The organism is Roseixanthobacter psychrophilus (assembly GCF_043195195.1).
GTDB lineage: Bacteria > Pseudomonadota > Alphaproteobacteria > Rhizobiales > Xanthobacteraceae > NCEH01.
This window is the reverse complement of the sequence record NZ_JBAFWT010000002.1, coordinates 61212-77598: the sequence shown is the minus strand read 5'-3', so window position 1 is coordinate 77598 and position 16387 is coordinate 61212. Positions and strand designations below refer to the sequence as shown.

30 protein-coding genes are annotated in these 16387 nt (G+C 63.0%); 22 read left to right on the top strand and 8 right to left on the bottom strand.

Annotated features, from left to right (window positions below; all coding sequences use genetic code 11):
• Positions 1-75 precede the first annotated feature (75 nt).
• Positions 76-318: a hypothetical protein gene (locus V5F77_RS02685; protein ID WP_429003779.1), complete on the bottom strand. Its 243-nt coding sequence runs from the start codon at positions 316-318 to the stop codon at positions 76-78.
• A 386-nt stretch (positions 319-704) separates the two neighbouring features.
• Here V5F77_RS02685 and V5F77_RS02680 point away from each other — a divergent pair, with 386 nt between their 5' ends.
• The gene (locus V5F77_RS02680; RefSeq protein WP_429003778.1) at positions 705-1190 is read left to right on the top strand and encodes an SAM-dependent methyltransferase; all 486 of its coding nucleotides are present in this window, start codon (positions 705-707) and stop codon (positions 1188-1190) included.
• Here the strand turns inward: V5F77_RS02680 and V5F77_RS02675 are convergent.
• The 5 genes from V5F77_RS02675 to V5F77_RS02655 form a co-directional block, all read right to left on the bottom strand.
• A complete protein-coding gene (locus V5F77_RS02675) occupies positions 1177-1506 on the bottom strand; it encodes a hypothetical protein (protein WP_429003777.1) in 330 nt (109 codons plus the stop codon). The two genes, V5F77_RS02680 and V5F77_RS02675, sit on opposite strands and share 14 nt — an antisense overlap.
• Before the next feature lie 99 nt (positions 1507-1605).
• Entirely contained in the window at positions 1606-1977 is a 372-nt protein-coding gene (locus V5F77_RS02670) for a hypothetical protein (RefSeq protein WP_429003776.1), read from the bottom strand.
• A complete protein-coding gene (locus V5F77_RS02665) occupies positions 1974-2525 on the bottom strand; it encodes a Panacea domain-containing protein (protein WP_429003775.1) in 552 nt (183 codons plus the stop codon). Before V5F77_RS02665 ends, V5F77_RS02670 begins: the two co-directional genes overlap by 4 nt.
• A gap of 79 nt (positions 2526-2604) precedes the next feature.
• Positions 2605-3327: a S24 family peptidase gene (locus V5F77_RS02660; protein ID WP_429003774.1), complete on the bottom strand. Its 723-nt coding sequence runs from the start codon at positions 3325-3327 to the stop codon at positions 2605-2607.
• Positions 3328-3838: 511 nt separating this feature from the next.
• Entirely contained in the window at positions 3839-4066 is a 228-nt protein-coding gene (locus V5F77_RS02655) for an ECs_2282 family putative zinc-binding protein (protein WP_429003773.1), read from the bottom strand.
• 119 nt (positions 4067-4185) lie between these two features.
• On the opposite strand from V5F77_RS02655, the gene V5F77_RS02650 reads away from it, so the two are divergent.
• From V5F77_RS02650 to nusG, 12 genes are all read left to right on the top strand, one after another.
• Positions 4186-4485, top strand: coding sequence for a hypothetical protein (locus V5F77_RS02650; RefSeq protein WP_429003772.1), 300 nt, complete (start codon positions 4186-4188; stop codon positions 4483-4485).
• A 417-nt stretch (positions 4486-4902) separates the two neighbouring features.
• A complete protein-coding gene (locus V5F77_RS02645; protein WP_429003771.1) occupies positions 4903-5379 on the top strand; it encodes a hypothetical protein in 477 nt (158 codons plus the stop codon).
• 96 nt (positions 5380-5475) lie between these two features.
• A complete protein-coding gene (locus V5F77_RS02640; protein ID WP_429003770.1) occupies positions 5476-6096 on the top strand; it encodes a GIY-YIG nuclease family protein in 621 nt (206 codons plus the stop codon).
• Complete coding sequence (locus V5F77_RS02635; RefSeq protein ID WP_429003769.1) at positions 6093-6509, top strand: hypothetical protein; 417 nt, start codon at positions 6093-6095, stop codon at positions 6507-6509. The genes V5F77_RS02640 and V5F77_RS02635 overlap by 4 nt, the downstream gene beginning before the upstream one ends.
• Positions 6506-6736 carry a hypothetical protein gene (locus tag V5F77_RS02630; protein ID WP_429003768.1) on the top strand — a complete coding sequence of 77 codons (231 nt, stop codon included), beginning with the start codon at positions 6506-6508 and terminating at the stop codon, positions 6734-6736. The genes V5F77_RS02635 and V5F77_RS02630 overlap by 4 nt, the downstream gene beginning before the upstream one ends.
• A gap of 241 nt (positions 6737-6977) precedes the next feature.
• Complete coding sequence (locus V5F77_RS02625) at positions 6978-7340, top strand: LexA family protein (RefSeq protein WP_429003767.1); 363 nt, start codon at positions 6978-6980, stop codon at positions 7338-7340.
• On the top strand, positions 7337-7540 hold the full coding sequence (locus V5F77_RS02620) for a hypothetical protein (RefSeq protein WP_429003766.1): 204 nt from the start codon (positions 7337-7339) through the stop codon (positions 7538-7540). The genes V5F77_RS02625 and V5F77_RS02620 overlap by 4 nt, the downstream gene beginning before the upstream one ends.
• A complete protein-coding gene (locus V5F77_RS02615) occupies positions 7537-7920 on the top strand; it encodes an HNH endonuclease (protein ID WP_429003765.1) in 384 nt (127 codons plus the stop codon). The genes V5F77_RS02620 and V5F77_RS02615 overlap by 4 nt, the downstream gene beginning before the upstream one ends.
• The gene (locus V5F77_RS02610; RefSeq protein WP_429003764.1) at positions 7911-8672 is read left to right on the top strand and encodes a hypothetical protein; all 762 of its coding nucleotides are present in this window, start codon (positions 7911-7913) and stop codon (positions 8670-8672) included. Before V5F77_RS02615 ends, V5F77_RS02610 begins: the two co-directional genes overlap by 10 nt.
• Complete coding sequence (locus V5F77_RS02605; protein ID WP_429003763.1) at positions 8629-9096, top strand: hypothetical protein; 468 nt, start codon at positions 8629-8631, stop codon at positions 9094-9096. Before V5F77_RS02610 ends, V5F77_RS02605 begins: the two co-directional genes overlap by 44 nt.
• A 2-nt stretch (positions 9097-9098) precedes the next feature.
• Positions 9099-9413, top strand: a complete 315-nt coding sequence (locus tag V5F77_RS02600; protein WP_429003762.1) for a TSCPD domain-containing protein — start codon at positions 9099-9101, stop codon at positions 9411-9413.
• The gene (nusG, locus tag V5F77_RS02595; protein WP_429003761.1) at positions 9413-10069 is read left to right on the top strand and encodes a transcription termination/antitermination protein NusG; all 657 of its coding nucleotides are present in this window, start codon (positions 9413-9415) and stop codon (positions 10067-10069) included. Before V5F77_RS02600 ends, nusG begins: the two co-directional genes overlap by 1 nt.
• Positions 10070-10190: 121 nt before the next feature.
• Here the strand turns inward: nusG and V5F77_RS02590 are convergent, their stop codons facing one another.
• Positions 10191-10562: a helix-turn-helix domain-containing protein gene (locus tag V5F77_RS02590; RefSeq protein WP_429003760.1), complete on the bottom strand. Its 372-nt coding sequence runs from the start codon at positions 10560-10562 to the stop codon at positions 10191-10193.
• A 10-nt stretch (positions 10563-10572) separates the two neighbouring features.
• Entirely contained in the window at positions 10573-10821 is a 249-nt protein-coding gene (locus V5F77_RS02585; protein ID WP_429003759.1) for a type II toxin-antitoxin system RelE family toxin, read from the bottom strand.
• A gap of 71 nt (positions 10822-10892) precedes the next feature.
• Here V5F77_RS02585 and V5F77_RS02580 point away from each other — a divergent pair, with 71 nt between their 5' ends.
• From V5F77_RS02580 to V5F77_RS02540, 9 genes are all read left to right on the top strand, one after another.
• Entirely contained in the window at positions 10893-11081 is a 189-nt protein-coding gene (locus V5F77_RS02580; RefSeq protein WP_429003758.1) for a hypothetical protein, read from the top strand.
• 6 nt (positions 11082-11087) lie between these two features.
• Positions 11088-11699 (top strand): hypothetical protein, encoded by a 612-nt coding sequence (locus V5F77_RS02575; protein ID WP_429003757.1) that lies wholly within the window; start codon positions 11088-11090, stop codon positions 11697-11699.
• A 175-nt stretch (positions 11700-11874) separates the two neighbouring features.
• Entirely contained in the window at positions 11875-12474 is a 600-nt protein-coding gene (locus V5F77_RS02570; protein ID WP_429003756.1) for an AP2 domain-containing protein, read from the top strand.
• Between the two features lie 9 nt (positions 12475-12483).
• Positions 12484-13008, top strand: a complete 525-nt coding sequence (locus V5F77_RS02565) for a hypothetical protein (protein ID WP_429003755.1) — start codon at positions 12484-12486, stop codon at positions 13006-13008.
• Positions 12977-13327 (top strand): phage terminase large subunit family protein, encoded by a 351-nt coding sequence (locus tag V5F77_RS02560; RefSeq protein ID WP_429003754.1) that lies wholly within the window; start codon positions 12977-12979, stop codon positions 13325-13327. Before V5F77_RS02565 ends, V5F77_RS02560 begins: the two co-directional genes overlap by 32 nt.
• Positions 13328-13517: 190 nt before the next feature.
• On the top strand, positions 13518-13745 hold the full coding sequence (locus V5F77_RS02555) for a DNA-binding protein (RefSeq protein ID WP_429003753.1): 228 nt from the start codon (positions 13518-13520) through the stop codon (positions 13743-13745).
• Between the two features lie 276 nt (positions 13746-14021).
• Positions 14022-14504 carry a hypothetical protein gene (locus V5F77_RS02550; protein ID WP_429003752.1) on the top strand — a complete coding sequence of 161 codons (483 nt, stop codon included), beginning with the start codon at positions 14022-14024 and terminating at the stop codon, positions 14502-14504.
• Between the two features lie 17 nt (positions 14505-14521).
• Positions 14522-15241 carry a Rha family transcriptional regulator gene (locus V5F77_RS02545; protein ID WP_429003751.1) on the top strand — a complete coding sequence of 240 codons (720 nt, stop codon included), beginning with the start codon at positions 14522-14524 and terminating at the stop codon, positions 15239-15241.
• A gap of 44 nt (positions 15242-15285) precedes the next feature.
• Positions 15286-16383, top strand: coding sequence for a hypothetical protein (locus V5F77_RS02540; RefSeq protein WP_429003750.1), 1098 nt, complete (start codon positions 15286-15288; stop codon positions 16381-16383).
• Positions 16384-16387 lie beyond the last annotated feature (4 nt).

The following is a 16387-nucleotide window of genomic DNA, read 5'->3' as shown; positions in this document are numbered from 1 at the left end:
ACAACAGCGAAGATTGCGACCACCAGCAGGGCGGTGGTGATGATGCAGATGAGGGTGGAGACGGTGGCGACCATCTCAGGCCGCTTCCTCTTCATCTTCCTCGGGACCCATCTCGGCGACCCGGGCGGAGACCTCGGAGACCATCCGCATCCCGGAGAGGAAGCCGGCCATCTCGTGCTGGCGCTGGGCTTCGTTGGCCGCCCGGCATGCCCGCTTGGCCTCGGCCCGCTGCTCGGGGCTCCAGTGGGCCGGGAGCGGGATCATCCCGTCCAGGTACTCGGCGAGTTCGGTTTGGAAGGTTTCGGTCTCGGTGGTCATCTGCGATCCCCATCGCTCTTCGATGAGGATGAGATTACTACACACTGTAGCAGTGTCAACTACCTATCGTAGCAATTTTGCGGAGCCGTGCTCGACACGATGGAATGGGGATTGCTACACTCACTCCAGCGCTGCCCTGGCGCATGAAGGTCCGGCGTTGGCCTGTTCACTCCGCGTTAACCAAATCAGGGGGCAATGGATGACAAAGGGGATATTCGATGCAGAACACATCGCACGCTGTCATGGCGCAACGCACCGAACCGGCCGATAGCCCCGATGATTTCCCCACGCCGCCGTGGGCTACGCGAGCGCTATGCCGATATGTTATCGGAGAGCATAGCCTCGGGAGCATGAGCTGTCTTGAGCCGGCCTGCGGTGCCGGCCATATGGCACGGCCGCTCGGCGAGTATTTCGCGACCGTCGATGCGGCCGACGCATTTGGCTATGGCTACGGCAAGGTGCGGGACTTCCTCACCTTCCCCTATGAGGCGGCTTCGCACGATTGGGTCATCACAAATCCCCCATTCCGTTTGGCCGAAGAGTTTGTGCAGCGGGCCATGACGGTGGCCAGGCGTGGCGTGGCCATTCTCGCCCGAACGGTTTTTCTTGAAAGTTCAGGCAGATACGAGGGCATTTTTCTCAACAGCCCGCCTTCGAAATTTGCACAGTTCGTCGAGCGCGTGCCAATGGTGAAAGGTCGCCTCGATGCCAAAGCGTCTACGGCCACAGGCTATGCGTGGTTCGTCTGGGAGAAGGGCATCAGTCTTTCGCCCCGCCTGATGTGGGTGCCGCCTTGCCGGCGATCCCTCGAACAACCTGGCGATTATCAGAACAGTGTTCAACCGCGTGCGGTTAGGGCTATGCCTCGTTAGCGTCGTATTCGGCGAGCGCTTTCATTAAGAACGCTTCGGCCATTGCCGTGTGGCCTTTCTTTAATGCATCGAGGGCGGCCTCTGCCTCTCCCCGTAAACGCCGCCCCTTGATGCCGGGCGCCCCCTTTGGCGGCAGAAGATGCGCTGGAGTGTGAGGCGGGCTGCCCCATTTCCCATTTTCGGCCTGTTTGATGCGGCCCTGATTGACACCGAACCAAGCAGCGATGTCGTGCTTCCGATCGCCTCGCGCAACCATGCCAAGAACCACCGGCATGTCTGGAGTGCCGATTGAATATCCACTCGCTTTAGCTGTCATTAGCTTCCTCCCTATTCCCGCTATAGTTGCGCTACAGCTTGAGAGAGTCGATAGGTCGAAAGTCACAAAAAAGACTGTCGAACGAAGCTGCCACCGCATCTAGGCATCGAACATGGCGGAAAGATTATTGATCGCCAGTTGCACAAAGCGTCGCGGCAGCGTCTTGGGCGGATCATTCCTTAGGGACTCTACGATACGCAGGGCCAATGCAGCAGAGATTGTCCCGCGATGTTGTGATGTGTTCAATTCGTAGGGCGAAAATGTCGTTGCCCTCGAGCAGTCGAGAAAGCAATCGTGAGATAAAGCCGCGTGCTCCACAGCTGTAAGCGGTAATTGCCCAAGACCATGCCGCTGAGGTTTGGTATTAATCCAGAAAAATAGATTTTCACCGGCGCAGATGCAAATCGTGATTTTGTCTTTCGGCGGCCGCGCAAGCGTCGTGTGAACAACGTATACGTGGCCGACGATCACAGGACACCATAGGCCGCGAACTCTCTGGCCTCGGCGACGATAGTTTCGCGCTCGTCACCTTCTCCCTCGATCATATGTTCATAGTCCATTGGGCCGTTAAGTGGCGCCTCTACCCATGCTCGTTCCTGATGGGTGAGCCCGGATAGCACTCCAAAGCTCCGGCCGCGGCAAAAAGCAATTGCCTCATCCAGGCATTCGATATCGCTGTCGGAGAGGACATCCAGATCCGGCTGCCTCTGAGCCGCCACGCGTGGGTAGGGGTCGCGCTCGATTAGCAGAGCCGCCATGATTGCGTCAGGATCTCCAGCCTGCTCAAGACGACCCTTGATGAAATCATAAAGGGTCGACGGAACGGGACCATTGGGCATAGCTATGAAGGTATCGCCGACAATCGGTCTCGAATATCGATTAAGGTGCCGTTTCTCTGCGAAAAATAGCACCTTTGAGGCGAAGAACGCAGTAACGCCAGGCCACTTCGAGGCAACATAAGTCAGAGCCTCAACGCCCTTTTTTTCATCGAATTGAAATCGTAGCCTGCTTGCCATCATAGCGTATGAATCGCACAAAATGCTTGACTTGTCATTTGTTATATGGCCGCAGGGCGCCCGCTTTTGACCCATATCGCGCCTACCCGACCACGCCGAAACGTCTCACCACCCGTCCGATAATCTGAAGGTCTGAAAGCTGCCGCTCTTTCGGCGCGTGCCTGGGGTTGTCGGAGATGATCCGCACAGTCGCCTCTTCGTCGCGAGGATGCGATGAGACTTCGAGTCGCTTTACAACCAGCCCGCCAAAATCGTCAGTCAGCACGTAGAGGCCGTCTGGGGAGGGCAGGCGGTGCCGCGTGTCCACGAACACGTAGTCCCCCTCTGAGAGGGTTTCAGCCATGCTGTCGCCTTGTACGGGGATGACGACGATGTCGGCGGCATGCAGTCCGAGAGCGGCGGTCACCTCCTTCGGAAGTCGCCAGAAATCCCGCACATGCTCAGCGGCGAACGTCATTCCTTTCCGGCCGGGCACGCCATCCGAGATGATGGTAAGACCGCCACCCCCCATGCCCGCCGTTACATCGATCTGCGCGGACGCATCGCCTGGAAGTCCGCGACGGCCGGTCTCGGAGCCGACGGTCATCGGCTCATCAACGAGCCGGTCTGGCCGCTCCTCATCCTCTGCGACTACGCTGCTGTCGATGTGAGCGTCAGGCGATCCTCGCCCGTGAAACAGCCACAGCATGTTGCTCCTGAACCAGCGAGCATATTTCGCAGCGGTGTCTTCGTCGAAGTCGCGGCCGCCAGGCGTCCCAGCCCGCTCATGCGCATTGAACGTCGAGACTGGAATATCGAAATGCATCGCCGCATCCCGCGCCGACCGGTAGCCGGCGCGATCGCGCAAGAATCGTAAGCGCTCGCCTCGCGTTTTCATGCTCCGGACGGTAGCGATAAATTTGCTACAATGGGTAGTTGACCAAATTTGCTACTTGATGTAGCAATGTAGTCATGAGCGATGCATCTGCACCCCAAAGCGCTATCGAGATTGTCGGTCTCTGGCCATCTGTCAGGGAGTTCGCCGAGGATATCGGGGTGAAGCCAAGCCATGTCCACGTTATGAAGGTTCGAGGGGTAATCCCGGCCCGGCGATGGGCGCAGGTTGCGAATGCGGCCCGGAACCGAGGGCTGCCGATCACGCTCGATGACATCGTGAAGGCTCACTCGCCGTCCGCTCTCAAGAGGAGCAAGGTCGCATGAGCGAGCGCGCTGATATGAGCGACGAGCACCTTCGTCACCTTTGTCGGCTGGGCGTCGTTTGCGCCGGCCCCTGTTGTTGAAGGAGCGGCGGCATGATCGAGATCTACCGCATCCTGCTACACCTTCCAGCCCTTGAAGCCCTTGAGCGCGTCCCTCGCCCTATCCGCGAGGATCGCCTTGGCGTCGTCTTGGGCCTTCGCTTTGATATCTCGCCAAGTACCGAGGACCTGCCCGCAGGCCTTGCATGTGACGGTGGAGTCATCGGCTTCGCCATCGGAAAGCGTGAGGATGGTTCCTCCGCATACCTTGCAATCAAATTTGACGGTGACCTTCTCGTCGAACATGGATCTGCCTCCGTGCGCGAGCCTCGCGCGGTGGTGGACGGGGACGGCTCGTTTCCGGCGAGTCGTCCCCAATCAATTCTTGCACAGCTTCCGGTTTCCCAGGACGCGGGAGAGACCGAATGAGCGAGCTGGCTCCCGGCACTATCGTTGTTTGCGTCAGCAGCTTCGAGCATTGGCGTCGGAACGCCGACCGGCTTGGGGTGGCTCTTCCGCACGTTGGCGTCGTCTACACGGTGCGCGACGTCGTGGAAGTCGGCAACACTGTGGGCCTCCGCCTGGAGGAGATCCTCAACCCGGTGTCTCCGAGGAATGGCGTCGAATTTTGCTACGATCAGACGGCGTTTCGCCCCGTCCGCCGCCCGGACATCAGCGCCCTTCGAGTGGTGCTGACCTCCGATGCCGAACGGGTGTCCGCATGACCCGGCTTCGCTCCCTGCTCCTCCATGATCGCGCTGGCTATGCCTATGCGCTGGCCTATCTCGCATGCGAGGCCCTGCAGTTCTGCCTTCGATTTAGGGGGTGCCGATGAGCGCCGCCTGCCCAATTCATCAACCAGCGTTTCGGGGCGGGGAGCCTTGCCCGGTGCGCGTGGGCGTCGGGTTGATGAAAGCCTGGATTGGTCCCGTCCACCGGTTCGCCGGTCATATTCACCGTCAATCCAGGCATCCCACGCATCCCTTCAGTCGCAGCGGCGGCCGTGACGCTTCGTGCCACGGATCCCGTTTCACACCCGGCCGGCGGCGGGGCGATCCGCCGGACCTCTTTCGCCATTTCCTGAGCTTCACCATGCAGGCCCAGCGATCGCCGCGCACTGCAAAAACCAAAGGCGTCCTTGCATGAACGGATATGCTGCTCTGAAGGGCGCGGTGCGCGACCTGGTGGAACATGCGGGCGGCGTCACTCGCGCTGCCCGGGTATCGCGCGCCGATGCGCCCCGGCTTTCCCGGTACGGCTCGATCCACGAGGAGATGCACGCTCCCATCGACGTCATCGCGGATCTTGAGCAGGACGTGGGCGCGCCCATCGTGACGCGAGTGCTCGCCGAGTTGGCGGGTTACGTGCTGGTGCCGAAGGCGATGGCTGAGGGCCAGGGCACACAGTTCGCTCAGCACCTTGCCGACGTCGCTCGCAGCTCTTCGGGTGTGGTCGCGGATCTGGCCGAAGCCCAGGCCGATGGCATCGTCGATACGCACGAGGCGGCGCGCATCCTACCCAAAATCGCCAAGGCCCACACCAAACTTGCCGAGGCAGAAGCCGATCTCCGACGCCTTGTCGATGCCGGAACGATCACCCCGCTGCGCCGGGGCGCCTGACCGCGACGGCTGACCGCCGCGGCTTTCCCGACCCGTCACCACGTCCACCCGCATTTCGCCGGGCGCTTTCGCGCGCCTGAACGAGGAGCCTTGTGCATGTCCACGCCGCGTCATCCGCCAGCCTTGCCAGCCGAAGATCAGATGCAGGCCCTCGTTGATCGGATCACGCCGACCGACGCCCGCATCGACTATGTGACGGACCTGCTCAAACCCATGCTGGCCATCGGCGAGCCGGATGACCGGAACGCCTTCTATGCTGCGGGGCGGCTGCTGGGCTGTGCACCGGCCTGTGCCCGGCGGATCGTGCGCATGGTGGCCCGACGCGGATCGGCTGCGGCAGAGCAGGTGTGGCGCGCAACGGGGCCGGGCGTGATGCCGCCGCTGATCGTTCCTGATCTTCCTCCGAATTCGGTGGGTTTCGTCTATTTCGCCAAGCCCGCGACCTCTCCGAACGTGGTGAAAATCGGCTTTTCCACCAACCTCGCAAGGCGGGTGAAGGATCTCCACGCCGAGACAGGCGAGGAACACCGCATCGATGCATGGTTCGTCGGCACGCCAATTGACGAAGCCATTGCTCAGTTCGCCCATTCGAAGAAGCGCATCACCGGTGATTGGTTTTTTGTCGATGCGGAAGGCCAGATCCCCGGCTTTCTGCCGGTAGGCGAATTGGCGATGCGCCGGATGCTCGGCTCCGATCTTCGGAGGCCGGTACAATGAGCGAGAGGCCCCTCCCCTTCGGCATCGTGTTGGCGACCGATCACAGCCTGTGCCGCGGAGACAAATTCACCGTCCGGGTGCGCCGCGCACAATGGGCCGCGGTGCAGGCACTCTTCGCCTCTCATCCGTCACCGGTCCCGCTGGAAGGCCTCGCCGTCGCAATCTGGCCGGGTGGCCCGTTTTCGGCCGCCGCCACGACCAGGATTATCAGCGACGCGCGCGCGACGTTGTCCCGCATCGGGGTCGGCATCGGTCGCGAAGGCGACAGCTACGTGCTGGTGGACCTTTTGGCGTCCGAGTCGGCGCCGATGTCCCCGGTCGCCCGGGTGCGCGAGGACGTCATCAGCCGCACCATCGGCGACGTATGCGTGACCCTCCCCCGTGTGCGGTGGATGGAAAGGCGGGCGCCGTGAGCGAGCCCATCATACTCCAGCAGCAGGCCTCCGCCGTGGAATGCTGCTTTCTCGAATGGCGCAATAGCGTCGAACGGCTGGAGAAGCTGCCGGTCGGCCGAGGTGGAGTCGATCCGGCCGCGCTGAAGCTGAAGCGCATGCGCGTGAAGGAGTTGGAGGCCGCCGCTTCCACTCTTCGGCAACTCGACGAACGGACCTCCAAGGAAGCAGCAAGGGGTGCGGTATGACCGAAGAGCGGAAGGTCCCGAAGCGTGTCCAGCGCATCGTTGATGCCTGCAGGGGGGGGGCAACGTCTCTGCAAGAGCATCGCCACAGCGCGGGACGGCACTGCCGAGCCTCGTTGGTTCTTGCATCCGTCGAACCGGAACATCGGCACACGCACCGCCGAGCAGGCGGCGGAGATACTGACCCCGGCGTCAGACGGACTGTTCGGGCCGGAATGGTCCCAGACGTGGGGAGCGTGAGCTTGTGACCCCTAAGCAGCGCGACGCCCTCCGCGTCATCAGCACCGCCATCGCCAGCGATGGTTGCTCGCCCACCTATGACCAGATCGCGGCCGCACTCGGCCTGCGGAACAAGTCCGGCGTGCATCGTCTGGTCAATGGCCTGATCGAACGCGGGCTGTTGGAGCGCGAGACGGAAACGGGCGTGCGCCGGCGGGTGCTGCGGCTGACCGGGCAAACCGCCCGGCTCAACGGCGAGCTGATCCGGATCGACCCGACGCTGGCTGCCGACCTCACCCGCTTCGCCGCCGAAAAAGGCGTCACGGCCGATCAGGCCGGCGCCGACGCGATCCGCCAATTTCTCACCATCGGACAGGCAGCGGAATGAACGACACCCCGATTCCCCCGGCCAAGGCGGCGTATCGATTGCTGAAGACGACCGGCCTTCACCGAGCCGCTGACTGGCCGAGCTGGTCCGACGTCCCCGGAATCATCTCAGGCCTCACCAAATCACTGGAGACGCTGGCGTCGTTCCACGACCAATTTGCACGCGTCCGTGTGCCGGATGGTAAGGAGGCGGCGGAGTGAGCGCGGACCTCATCGCACGCCTGATCGAAGCCGGAACACCCGCGCATCTGGTCGCGGAGGTGGCGATGGCGCTCGGCCGCGCCGATGCGGAGCGGTCGGCGCTTGAAGGCCGGCGGGAGGCGGATCGCGAGCGATCTCGCGCTCGGAGAGAAGAGTGTCCCGAAAAAGAGTGGATCAGGCTACGCGCCCTGGTCTTCGCACGTGATGGATTTGCCTGCGTCTACTGCGGCGCCCAAGGCGGGAATCTGCATTGCGACCACGTTATGCCGTTTTCGCGCGGTGGCCGATCCGCCCTTCAGAATTTGGCCACGGCTTGCGACACCTGCAACTCGGCGAAGCGCGATAGAACGCCTGAGGAGTGGGGTGGCCCATGGGCATGATCGCCGAAGCCATCCGCCACATGCTCGCCGCTGGCATGGAGGCTGATGCGGTGGTGCAGGCGGTCGCGGCGATGGAGAGCGCAGCGGCGCCGGCCCGCACCGCGCGGCAGGAACGCAATGCCCGATATTACGCGAAGGTGGCGTCTGAAAAGCGTCTTAAGTCGTCTGAACAAGACGTTTCAGACATTCAAGACGATGCCCCCCCTTCTCCCGAGCAAAGAAAGGTCTCCCCAGACCCCTCTAAAGAAACTCAACCCTCTTCCCCCTCCCCTTCGGCTTCGCCTCAGGAACACACCGGGCGAGCGCGATCGGTCGCGGTGGCGGAGTTTGATCGGTTTTGGGCGGCCTACCCCCGGAAGATCGGCAAGGACGCTGCGCTGCGGACCTTCGGCGCTGTGATGAAGCGAAACCCCACGCTCACCGTCGAGACGATGGTCCAGGCCCTGGATGCCTATCAGCGCTTCAAGCCTCCCGATCTGGATTTCTGTCATCCGGCGACGTGGCTCAACCAAGGGAGATGGAACGATGACTGGTCAGGCGGTGGTGGTACAGAACGGGGGGCGGGATATACGCGCCGCGCTGGTGGATCCCCGCAGGGCGTCACCGCAATGGCTGACGTCCTCTCTCGACGCTCTGACAGCCGATTTTCCGCCGTGCCTGCCGGCGGAGCGAGCGCCGACGGAAGACCAGCGCCGCAAGGTGCAGGAGATGGCCGCCCGCCTGGACGGGTGGTTGGAGCCGGCGCCCGTTGATGCGGTGGGCACCCTCATCGCCAAGCTGCACACGTTCCTGTCAGCGCCGGAGCTGGACGAGAGTGCCGCGTTGGTTCGGGCGCAAGCCTACCTCGATGCTCTCGAAGGCGCGCCGGCCTTCGCCTTGGACGAGGCGTATCGGCGCATCGTCTCCAATGAGGCGGGGCTGAGCACGCGATGGATGCCAACGCCGCCGGACCTGCACACCTTGGTCCGCGATATCGCACGGCCCGCTCGCGAGCATGTATTTCGGCTGCGCCAGATGCTCGCCGCGAAGGTGATACCGGCACCGCAGAAGCCATCGCCAGAGCGGGCGGCGCAGGTGGTGGCTGAGGTGCTCGCCGTGTTCCCGGCCTTGTCGCGCCGTCGCCCATCGAACCCGGCGGGCGTCGATCACTCTCAGCCGTTCAATTTCGCAGGATGACCATGGATCGCCACCGCCTTCCGACGCGCCGCCCCCACGAGGTGGTCGAGTTCATGCATGGGCGGATCGCCTATTCCGCCGGCGTCGGCACCTATGAGGATGGCCGCCTGGGCGAGGTGTTCTTGCGCGCCGGCCGCGCTGGCACCGAGATCGACGCCCATGCGCGCGATGCATCGGTGCTGCTGTCCCTGGCGCTCCAGCATGGCGCGACCATCAACACCATCCGGGGTGCCCTGACGCGGGAGGAGGACGGTTCGGCCTCCGGTCCCGTCGGCATCCTGCTCGACATGCTCGCGGCGGAATTGGGGGAAGCGTGATGGGCAAGGATCACCAGAAGATCGCGATCAAGGTGAAAGCCGCCCAGCGCGAGCGTCGGGAGAAGCGGCGCCGTGTGCTTCGATTTCCGACCGAGCAACCGACGGCGCGGCGGTTGTTAGAGCTTGTGGAGGGGCTGGAGTGGTATGCGCTGCGCGTCGCGCCGCAGAAGGAATTCGCCGTGCAGGAAATCCTCCTTCGCAAGGGCGTGACCACCTATTGCCCCTCGGACCGGAGGTGGCGAAAGGTGAGTCGTTATGTGCGCGAAAAGGAGCTTCAGTCGTTTCCGCTGGTCCCCGGCTATGTCTTCGCCGGCTTTCCTCCCGGCGCTGGCCGCTGGTTCGAGCTGTTCGCGATTCCCATCGTGCTCGGCTGCGTAGGCATCGACGGCGTGCCGGCCAGGATCAGGGCAACAGCGATGGAACGGATGATTAAGGTCTATCGCAACGGGCTATCCAGGCCGGACGGTGAGAAGTTCATGCGGACGCACGCTGAGTTCAAGACGGGGGACCGTGTGCGCATTGCCGAGGGCCCCTTCACCGACCACGTCGTGCCCGTCATCGAAATCCATGGAAAGATGGCACGGATACTGATGGACCTCTTCGGGGTAATGAGAGAGATGGATATTCCATCTGAAATACTGGAACCTGCGGCTTGACTTAAGTCGCAAATCACTTCAGCGTTCAGTCTTCAGGACGACCGGGGCTCCCTGCGCTCGACGCATAACCCGATCCGGCGGACGCAACTCGCGATCCGCACCCCTGGCGAAGCCTTGCCAGTCAGTCCGCAAGATCATCCAGAGACACCCGAAGCGCGACCGCAACACGCTTAAGCGTGGTGATGTCCCCGGTCTTCTTCCCGGCCTCGATTTCGCTCAAGAATCCTTGAGATACCTCGGCCTCCTTCGAGAGAGCCGCCTGTGTGAGGCCGCGCTTTTTGCGCCAGAAGGCCAGCGGGGTGGGTGCCGCCAGCAGCGCGTCCATTTCCTCGCTGCTGAGGGTCTCTTCCTCGCCCCGCTCCATGCGCCCGATAACAGCCTTTGCAGTGGCCACGTCCTCACGGTCTTCGGCGGTGGCGATGAGCTTGTCATATTCCGCGCGGGAGAGGATCACGATTTCCTCGCCGCCGGGGGTCTTGGTCATGATGGCCATGTTCGCCTCCTCACTCATAGATGCCGCCACGCGGCCCGATGTCCAGAACGGTCACTTCCGAGGCGGTCTCCTGAAGGATGACCCGGAAGTCACCGACCCGCAGCCGGAGGGCATGGACGCCCTGGAGCTGCTTCACGTTGGCCGCCAGCGAGGCCGGATCGGAAGCATATTGCTCGATCTTGGCCCGGATCTGCACCGCGCGGTTCGCGTGCTTGCGAAGGGCGCGGGCTGCGGTGGGGGTGTAAGTGACCGTCTTCATGTGAGTAATATCTCATATAGAGATATTACATGCAATAGCTAATTGAGATATTTTAGCGAGATATGGACACCATGCCGAACCCCATCATGAAGCATTTCGCCTACGCTCACCTTCCTGCGCATCTGCAGGAGGTGAGCAAGCCCATCGGCGACCTCGCGCGGGCGATGGACGATAATCTGCCCGACGGTGCCGAGAAGTCGGCTGGGCTGCGTAAGCTCTTGGAGGCGAAAGACTGCCTCGTAAGGGCCAAGCTCGGATAGTTGCGAATGCAAATCACGTTTAACCTCGGCGACTTCGAGCGTAAGGCGCGGGAGCTTGGCGCAACCGAGAAGCAGATGCCGTACGCGCTGGCCACCGGCATGACGTGGACCATGCGGGAAGCGGTGGCTGCCGAGACGGCCGCGCTCCCGGCCTCCTTGGATCGCCCCACGCCCTTCACCATGAAGGCGGTGGGCTACACCCCGGCCACCAAGAGCACCCTTCGCTTCGAGGTGTTCATCAAGGATGTCCAGTCGCGCTACCTCGGCATCAACGTGCGCGGGGGCACGCGCTCGCCTGAGAGAGCCAAGACCCTGGCCACCCCGTTCATTCGCCGCAACGCCTTCGGCAACGTGGCACGTGGCTCGCTCAAGGCGCTGGCGAAAAGCAAGAACGTCTTCTCTGGTAAGCCGCGCGGTGGCGACCGTCCCGCCGGCCTGTGGCGCCGGACCGGCAAGAACACCAGCATCCGCCTTCTCGCCCTGTTCCAGCCGACCATGGCCTACACCAAGCGCTTGGACTTCGAAGGGATCTTTGAGCGGACGGTGCGAGAGCAGATGCCCGTCAAGATAGGCGAGGCAGTGCAGCGGGTGATTTCCCGGTTCGCCGAGCGCGGATGACACATCACAAATGTTGATGATACATCCGGACCTATCGGAATAATATTACGTCATAATCATTGGATTGTAAGATTATTTCGTTGGGTCCCTCCTGACGGGTTGGCCCGATGGGTGTTTCTGAGGCGGGGGACATCCCTAGCCACAGGGATTTTGTAGGGGGGTATAAATATCTGTGATGTTTGTTCTTCCTGACCATAGCGCCGCCAACGCGCGGCTTTCGGAGCTTGGCTTCGTACCGACGGCGCGGCGCCCGAAGCCTGTGCAGATCCGCGACGGTGTCGCTTTCGTTCAGCTATCCAAGAGCTTGGAAGCAACTGTGGACGTCGAAGACGCTCCCCTCGTTGCCGCATTGAATTGGGCCGCCTATGAGCGGCCAGGATGGACGGCATATGCGGTGACCGGTGTCCGCCGACCGGATGGACGCCCGACGGCGCTCCGGCTGCACCGTTACCTGCTAACCCTCCGCGAGATGGATGGGATTGACGTTGACCACATCGACGGAAATGGGCTGCACAATCGGCGGCCCAACCTGAGGGCCTGTACTCATGCGCAAAACCTGCGCAACCGCGGGCTCATGCGAAGCAATACCTCGGGCTACAAGGGCATATATTTCGACCGTTGCAGCGGACGCTGGCGGGCAGAGCTGCGCATCGATGGCCGGCGGAAGCACGTAGGCTATTTCGACACAGCGGAACTGGCCGCAGCGGCCTATGACGCCGAGGCGCTGAAGCTGCACGGCGAATTTGCCAGGACCAACGAGATGTTGGCGGCCTGAGCGGTCGGCATGCAGAACACAGGATCGGCGGCCCATCATGAGGGGTGGGCGACGCAGGCCGAGATCGCTGAACACCTTGATCTGTCTCAACCTTCCGTCTCCCGGATGGTCAAAGATGGGATCATCAAGGCCGAGGCGCGGGGCCGATATGACCTCGCCGCCTGCCGCGTCGCCTACATCCAGCACCTGCGGGCGCAGGCCGCCGGGCGCCAGGCCGCCGCCGGCGGTGTCGGAACTCTCGAAGCCGAGAGGGCACGGCTGGCGAAAGAGCAAGCCGACGCCAAGGCGATGGAAAACGCCGTCACCCGCGGCGAGCTGGTCAAGGCGTCGGACGTCGCCGCCACCTGGGAACAGATCGGGACCGAGGTGAAGCGCGTGCTCCTGTCCATTCCAGCGGACGTTGCGCCGCTGCTGGACGGCAAGAAAACCACCGCCCAGCGAGAGGCCATCGTGAGGTCGCGGGTCGAGGAAGCTCTTGAGGCGTTGACGGGAACACGGGTCGATGCAGAACCGGGCGACGACGCCGGCGATTAAGGTTGTCGATCATCCCGGTTTGCTGCAGGCGGTCTCCGAGTTTTTCTCGACGCTGCGCCCGCCGCCGACGCTGGGCCTGACCGAATGGTCGGACCGCTTCCGCAAGCTATCGCGAGAGACTTCGGCTCGGCCGGGCCGTTGGCGGACCGAGCGCCAGCCCCTGCTTGGCGACATCATGGACGCCATCACGGACCCCAACGTGGTCGAGGCCTGGGCCCTGAAGCCGAGCCAGTTCGGGTGGACGGAGGTCATCAACAACGTCGTCGGCTATTTCATGCACCAGGATCCGACATCCATCCTAATGCAAAACGGAAAATAGAGACACAAAATCATTCAATAACAATAGCTTAGGCCCCCTTGATGGGGGCCTTTTTTGTTCATGCGCAACGAATAGGCATGAGACGGGGAAATACGGCTAAAGCCATGAAAAGACAGCAGAAGACAGCTGAGGACGGCACGGCCGTTTCGCAACGGCTTTCGCATGACTTGCGCACAAGGAGGCCTCAACGATGGACGGATCGGATCTTCTGAGTGGGATAGCGGCCATAGCACAGCATCTGTCCATCACCCCCCGCCAGGCAAAACATCGGATTGCCACCTGTGCCCTCCCGATCTTCCGAATGGGCCGGACAATCTGCGCCAGGAAATCCACGCTCACGGCATGGATGGCTGAACAAGAGACGCTGGCCGCCTCGGTGCGCCAGGGAAAGTATCGCGGTCACTCGCTCAATGAGTGACAGGCATCCCCTGCCACACCCACGCTTGGGCGACCGGCAGAAGACCAGCCTTATCGCTGATGGTCCCGCCGAACCTAAGAGCGTGCTCACCGTGTTGCCCATCACCTTGGCCGGCCACTCCCAGCACGCGCAAGATGATTGCGCCCCTGCAATCATGGCGCACGAATATTGCTCTGGGTCCCTCCGGCGGGGGTAGGGCAACGGGTGTTTCCTAGTCTCGATGCATCCCTAGCCAGAGGGTTTCCCTAGGGCCTTATCAAATCAGCGAGGCACACCATGGCGTCACAGCGTGAAGTCGCAACGCATCTTGGGTGCGAGCAGTCGCGCATTTCCCAGTTGGTCCGGCGCGGCGTCATTCCGCATGCCGCATCGGGGAAGTACGATCTGGATGCCTGCCGCATCAGCTACATCACGCACCTTCGCGAACAGGCGGCGGCCCGGGCCTCTGGCGATGGCGCCCCTGATCTGATTGCCGAGCGTGCGCGCCTGGCCAAAGAGCAGGCCGACGCGCAGGCGATGAAGAACGCCACGGCGCGCGGCGAGCTCATTCCAACGGTCGCGGTGGCGTCCGCCTGGGAGCAGATCGGCACCGAGATCAAACGGGCGCTGCTGGCGATGCCCCCGGACCTGGCGCCGCTCCTGTTCCAGAAGAACGTGCCGCAGATCGAGGCGCAGTTGCGCGCCGGCATCACCGAAGTGCTCACCGCGCTGTCGAGCACCCGTGTTGAACCCTCCCATCCCGAGAGCGAGGACCCCTAGCCATGACAGCAGACCACATGCTCCCGGCGGTGGCGGGCCCGGAACCGAACCGACCCGAGCTCACCATGTCGAGCCTGGAGATCGCGGAGCTCACCGAGAAGCGCCATGACAACGTGATGCGGGACATCCGCAATATGCTGGAGGCGTTGGGCGGTGGTGCTGGCCTCAGTTTTGAGGGCAGCTACAAGGATGCCCGCGGGCGGACCCTTTCGTGCTTCAACCTCCCGAGGCGGGAATGCACGATCCTCATCTCCGGCTACGACGTCGGGATGCGGGCCAAGATCATCGATCGCTGGATGGCGTTGGAGATCGCCCACGCGGCGCCTCGCCTGGTCGTGGACCCGTCAGACCCGAAAGTGATGCTCGCGGTCTTCGGGCATCTACAAAAGCAGGTCGCCGAAAAGGATGCGCTCCTCGCCGCGCAGGGGGCGCAGGTGAAGAAGCTGGAGCGGATCGAGGCGGCGACCGGCAGCATGTGCTTGCGGGATGCGGCCAAGACGCTGGGCATCCGGCCCATCGATCTCACGTCGTTGCTGAGCAGCCGGCGGTGGATCCACAAGCGGCCCGGCAATCGAAATTGGATCGCCTATCAGGACAAGATCCAGGCGGGCTACCTTGAGCACGCTGAGCACCTGTATTCCGACGACCAGGGCCGAGAGCGCGTTTCCACCCGCGCGCTGGTGACGTCCAAGGGCCTCGTGAAACTCTCCGAGCTTTTGACCGCCCCCCTGCCCTGATCAACACGGCCGCCCCATCCGCGCAGCCCGCACAGCCCCCTCACATGATCGAAGCGGCCAACCTGCATCCCGCGGGGGCATTCCTGCGCCCGAAGCGTTGGCCATTCCCGGATCGAGGTCGCCGCCCCGGCGGCATCGAACAGGCGCACCCGCGCCGATGTTCCACCCACAACACGGATATCATCCCCATGAAAGCATTCGCCGCATTCAGGAGCCTACTTGTCTCGAAGGCCCCTCGCCCCGAGGACCTCGCCAAAGCGGTGGAAGCCGCGCGCCAGGCACGCGACGCGGCGCAGGCGGACCACGCGGCCCTCGCAGGTCAGAGCCGCGCGCTGTTGGTCGCAGACGACGCGACCCGCGCGCGCCATAAGCAGGCGCTGGCCGCTGCCGCGGACACGCTCACCGATGCCGGCCTCTATCTGGAGAGCCTCGAAGAGAAGCTGGTCCAGGCGGAAGCGCGTGTGACCAACGATCGCCGGATGGCGGTGTATGCGGATGCCAAAGCGAAGTCGGACGGCGCCGCGGCGCGCCTGTCGAAAGAATATCCCGACCTGGTGCGCAAGGGGTTGTCTCTTCTCCTGGCGTTGGCGGAAGCCGAAGTGGCGATCGAGCGCGCCAACCGGGACTTGCCGGAAGGCATCGATCCGTTGGTGTCTCCCGACGCGCAGGTCCGTGGCGTTCCCGGCGCGCCGAGCACGGTGCTGCGGGAAAAGGTCGTCGAGCTCTGGTGCCGGCCGGGGAGCGACACACCTGTTCCCGAGGAGATCGCAGCCGAGATCCGTGCCACCTCGGGCAAGAAGGGCACTCGGACCGCAGCGTCGGGTCCGGGCCACAGCCAGGTTCTTCGAACGGAGGAGTTTGAGAAGCGGAAATTCCGACGGATTGAAATGCAGCCCAGTCGCGTCGCTGAGGTGCCGACACGGTTGCTGTTCGACTTGCGCTTGCCTCCTGTCTCGGGGCACGCGGGACCGGGGTGGCATCCGACCAATCTTCGTGGCGTGGCGCATGCCCTAGCCGAGCTCCAGCGGCTCGCGAGTGAGCCGCTGGACCGCAAACCCGAGGAAGCGCCTGTCGAGGTGCAACTCGTTGCCCTTGGGTTCGTCGGTACGGATCGAGGCGAGGCATTGGAAGGAACCGCATAGACCT

Coding starts and splice junctions, on each gene's coding strand:
- V5F77_RS02600 (WP_429003762.1), top strand. CDS start 9,099: ATGGATCGCCACCGCCTTCCGACGCGCCGCCCCCACGAGGTGGTCGAG.
- V5F77_RS02640 (WP_429003770.1), top strand. CDS start 5,476: ATGTCCACGCCGCGTCATCCGCCAGCCTTGCCAGCCGAAGATCAGATG.
- V5F77_RS02645 (WP_429003771.1), top strand. CDS start 4,903: ATGAACGGATATGCTGCTCTGAAGGGCGCGGTGCGCGACCTGGTGGAA.
- V5F77_RS02540 (WP_429003750.1), top strand. CDS start 15,286: ATGATCGAAGCGGCCAACCTGCATCCCGCGGGGGCATTCCTGCGCCCG.
- V5F77_RS02685 (WP_429003779.1), bottom strand. CDS start 318: ATGACCACCGAGACCGAAACCTTCCAAACCGAACTCGCCGAGTACCTG.
- V5F77_RS02580 (WP_429003758.1), top strand. CDS start 10,893: ATGCCGAACCCCATCATGAAGCATTTCGCCTACGCTCACCTTCCTGCG.
- V5F77_RS02610 (WP_429003764.1), top strand. CDS start 7,911: ATGGGCATGATCGCCGAAGCCATCCGCCACATGCTCGCCGCTGGCATG.
- V5F77_RS02620 (WP_429003766.1), top strand. CDS start 7,337: ATGAACGACACCCCGATTCCCCCGGCCAAGGCGGCGTATCGATTGCTG.
- V5F77_RS02565 (WP_429003755.1), top strand. CDS start 12,484: ATGCAGAACACAGGATCGGCGGCCCATCATGAGGGGTGGGCGACGCAG.
- V5F77_RS02650 (WP_429003772.1), top strand. CDS start 4,186: ATGAGCGAGCTGGCTCCCGGCACTATCGTTGTTTGCGTCAGCAGCTTC.
- V5F77_RS02585 (WP_429003759.1), bottom strand. CDS start 10,821: ATGAAGACGGTCACTTACACCCCCACCGCAGCCCGCGCCCTTCGCAAG.
- V5F77_RS02605 (WP_429003763.1), top strand. CDS start 8,629: ATGGCCGCCCGCCTGGACGGGTGGTTGGAGCCGGCGCCCGTTGATGCG.
- V5F77_RS02635 (WP_429003769.1), top strand. CDS start 6,093: ATGAGCGAGAGGCCCCTCCCCTTCGGCATCGTGTTGGCGACCGATCAC.
- V5F77_RS02570 (WP_429003756.1), top strand. CDS start 11,875: ATGTTTGTTCTTCCTGACCATAGCGCCGCCAACGCGCGGCTTTCGGAG.
- V5F77_RS02575 (WP_429003757.1), top strand. CDS start 11,088: ATGCAAATCACGTTTAACCTCGGCGACTTCGAGCGTAAGGCGCGGGAG.
- V5F77_RS02665 (WP_429003775.1), bottom strand. CDS start 2,525: ATGATGGCAAGCAGGCTACGATTTCAATTCGATGAAAAAAAGGGCGTT.
- V5F77_RS02680 (WP_429003778.1), top strand. CDS start 705: ATGGCACGGCCGCTCGGCGAGTATTTCGCGACCGTCGATGCGGCCGAC.
- V5F77_RS02660 (WP_429003774.1), bottom strand. CDS start 3,327: ATGCATTTCGATATTCCAGTCTCGACGTTCAATGCGCATGAGCGGGCT.
- V5F77_RS02675 (WP_429003777.1), bottom strand. CDS start 1,506: ATGACAGCTAAAGCGAGTGGATATTCAATCGGCACTCCAGACATGCCG.
- V5F77_RS02655 (WP_429003773.1), bottom strand. CDS start 4,066: ATGTTCGACGAGAAGGTCACCGTCAAATTTGATTGCAAGGTATGCGGA.
- V5F77_RS02560 (WP_429003754.1), top strand. CDS start 12,977: ATGCAGAACCGGGCGACGACGCCGGCGATTAAGGTTGTCGATCATCCC.
- V5F77_RS02555 (WP_429003753.1), top strand. CDS start 13,518: ATGGACGGATCGGATCTTCTGAGTGGGATAGCGGCCATAGCACAGCAT.
- V5F77_RS02590 (WP_429003760.1), bottom strand. CDS start 10,562: ATGGCCATCATGACCAAGACCCCCGGCGGCGAGGAAATCGTGATCCTC.
- nusG (WP_429003761.1), top strand. CDS start 9,413: ATGGGCAAGGATCACCAGAAGATCGCGATCAAGGTGAAAGCCGCCCAG.
- V5F77_RS02545 (WP_429003751.1), top strand. CDS start 14,522: ATGCTCCCGGCGGTGGCGGGCCCGGAACCGAACCGACCCGAGCTCACC.
- V5F77_RS02550 (WP_429003752.1), top strand. CDS start 14,022: ATGGCGTCACAGCGTGAAGTCGCAACGCATCTTGGGTGCGAGCAGTCG.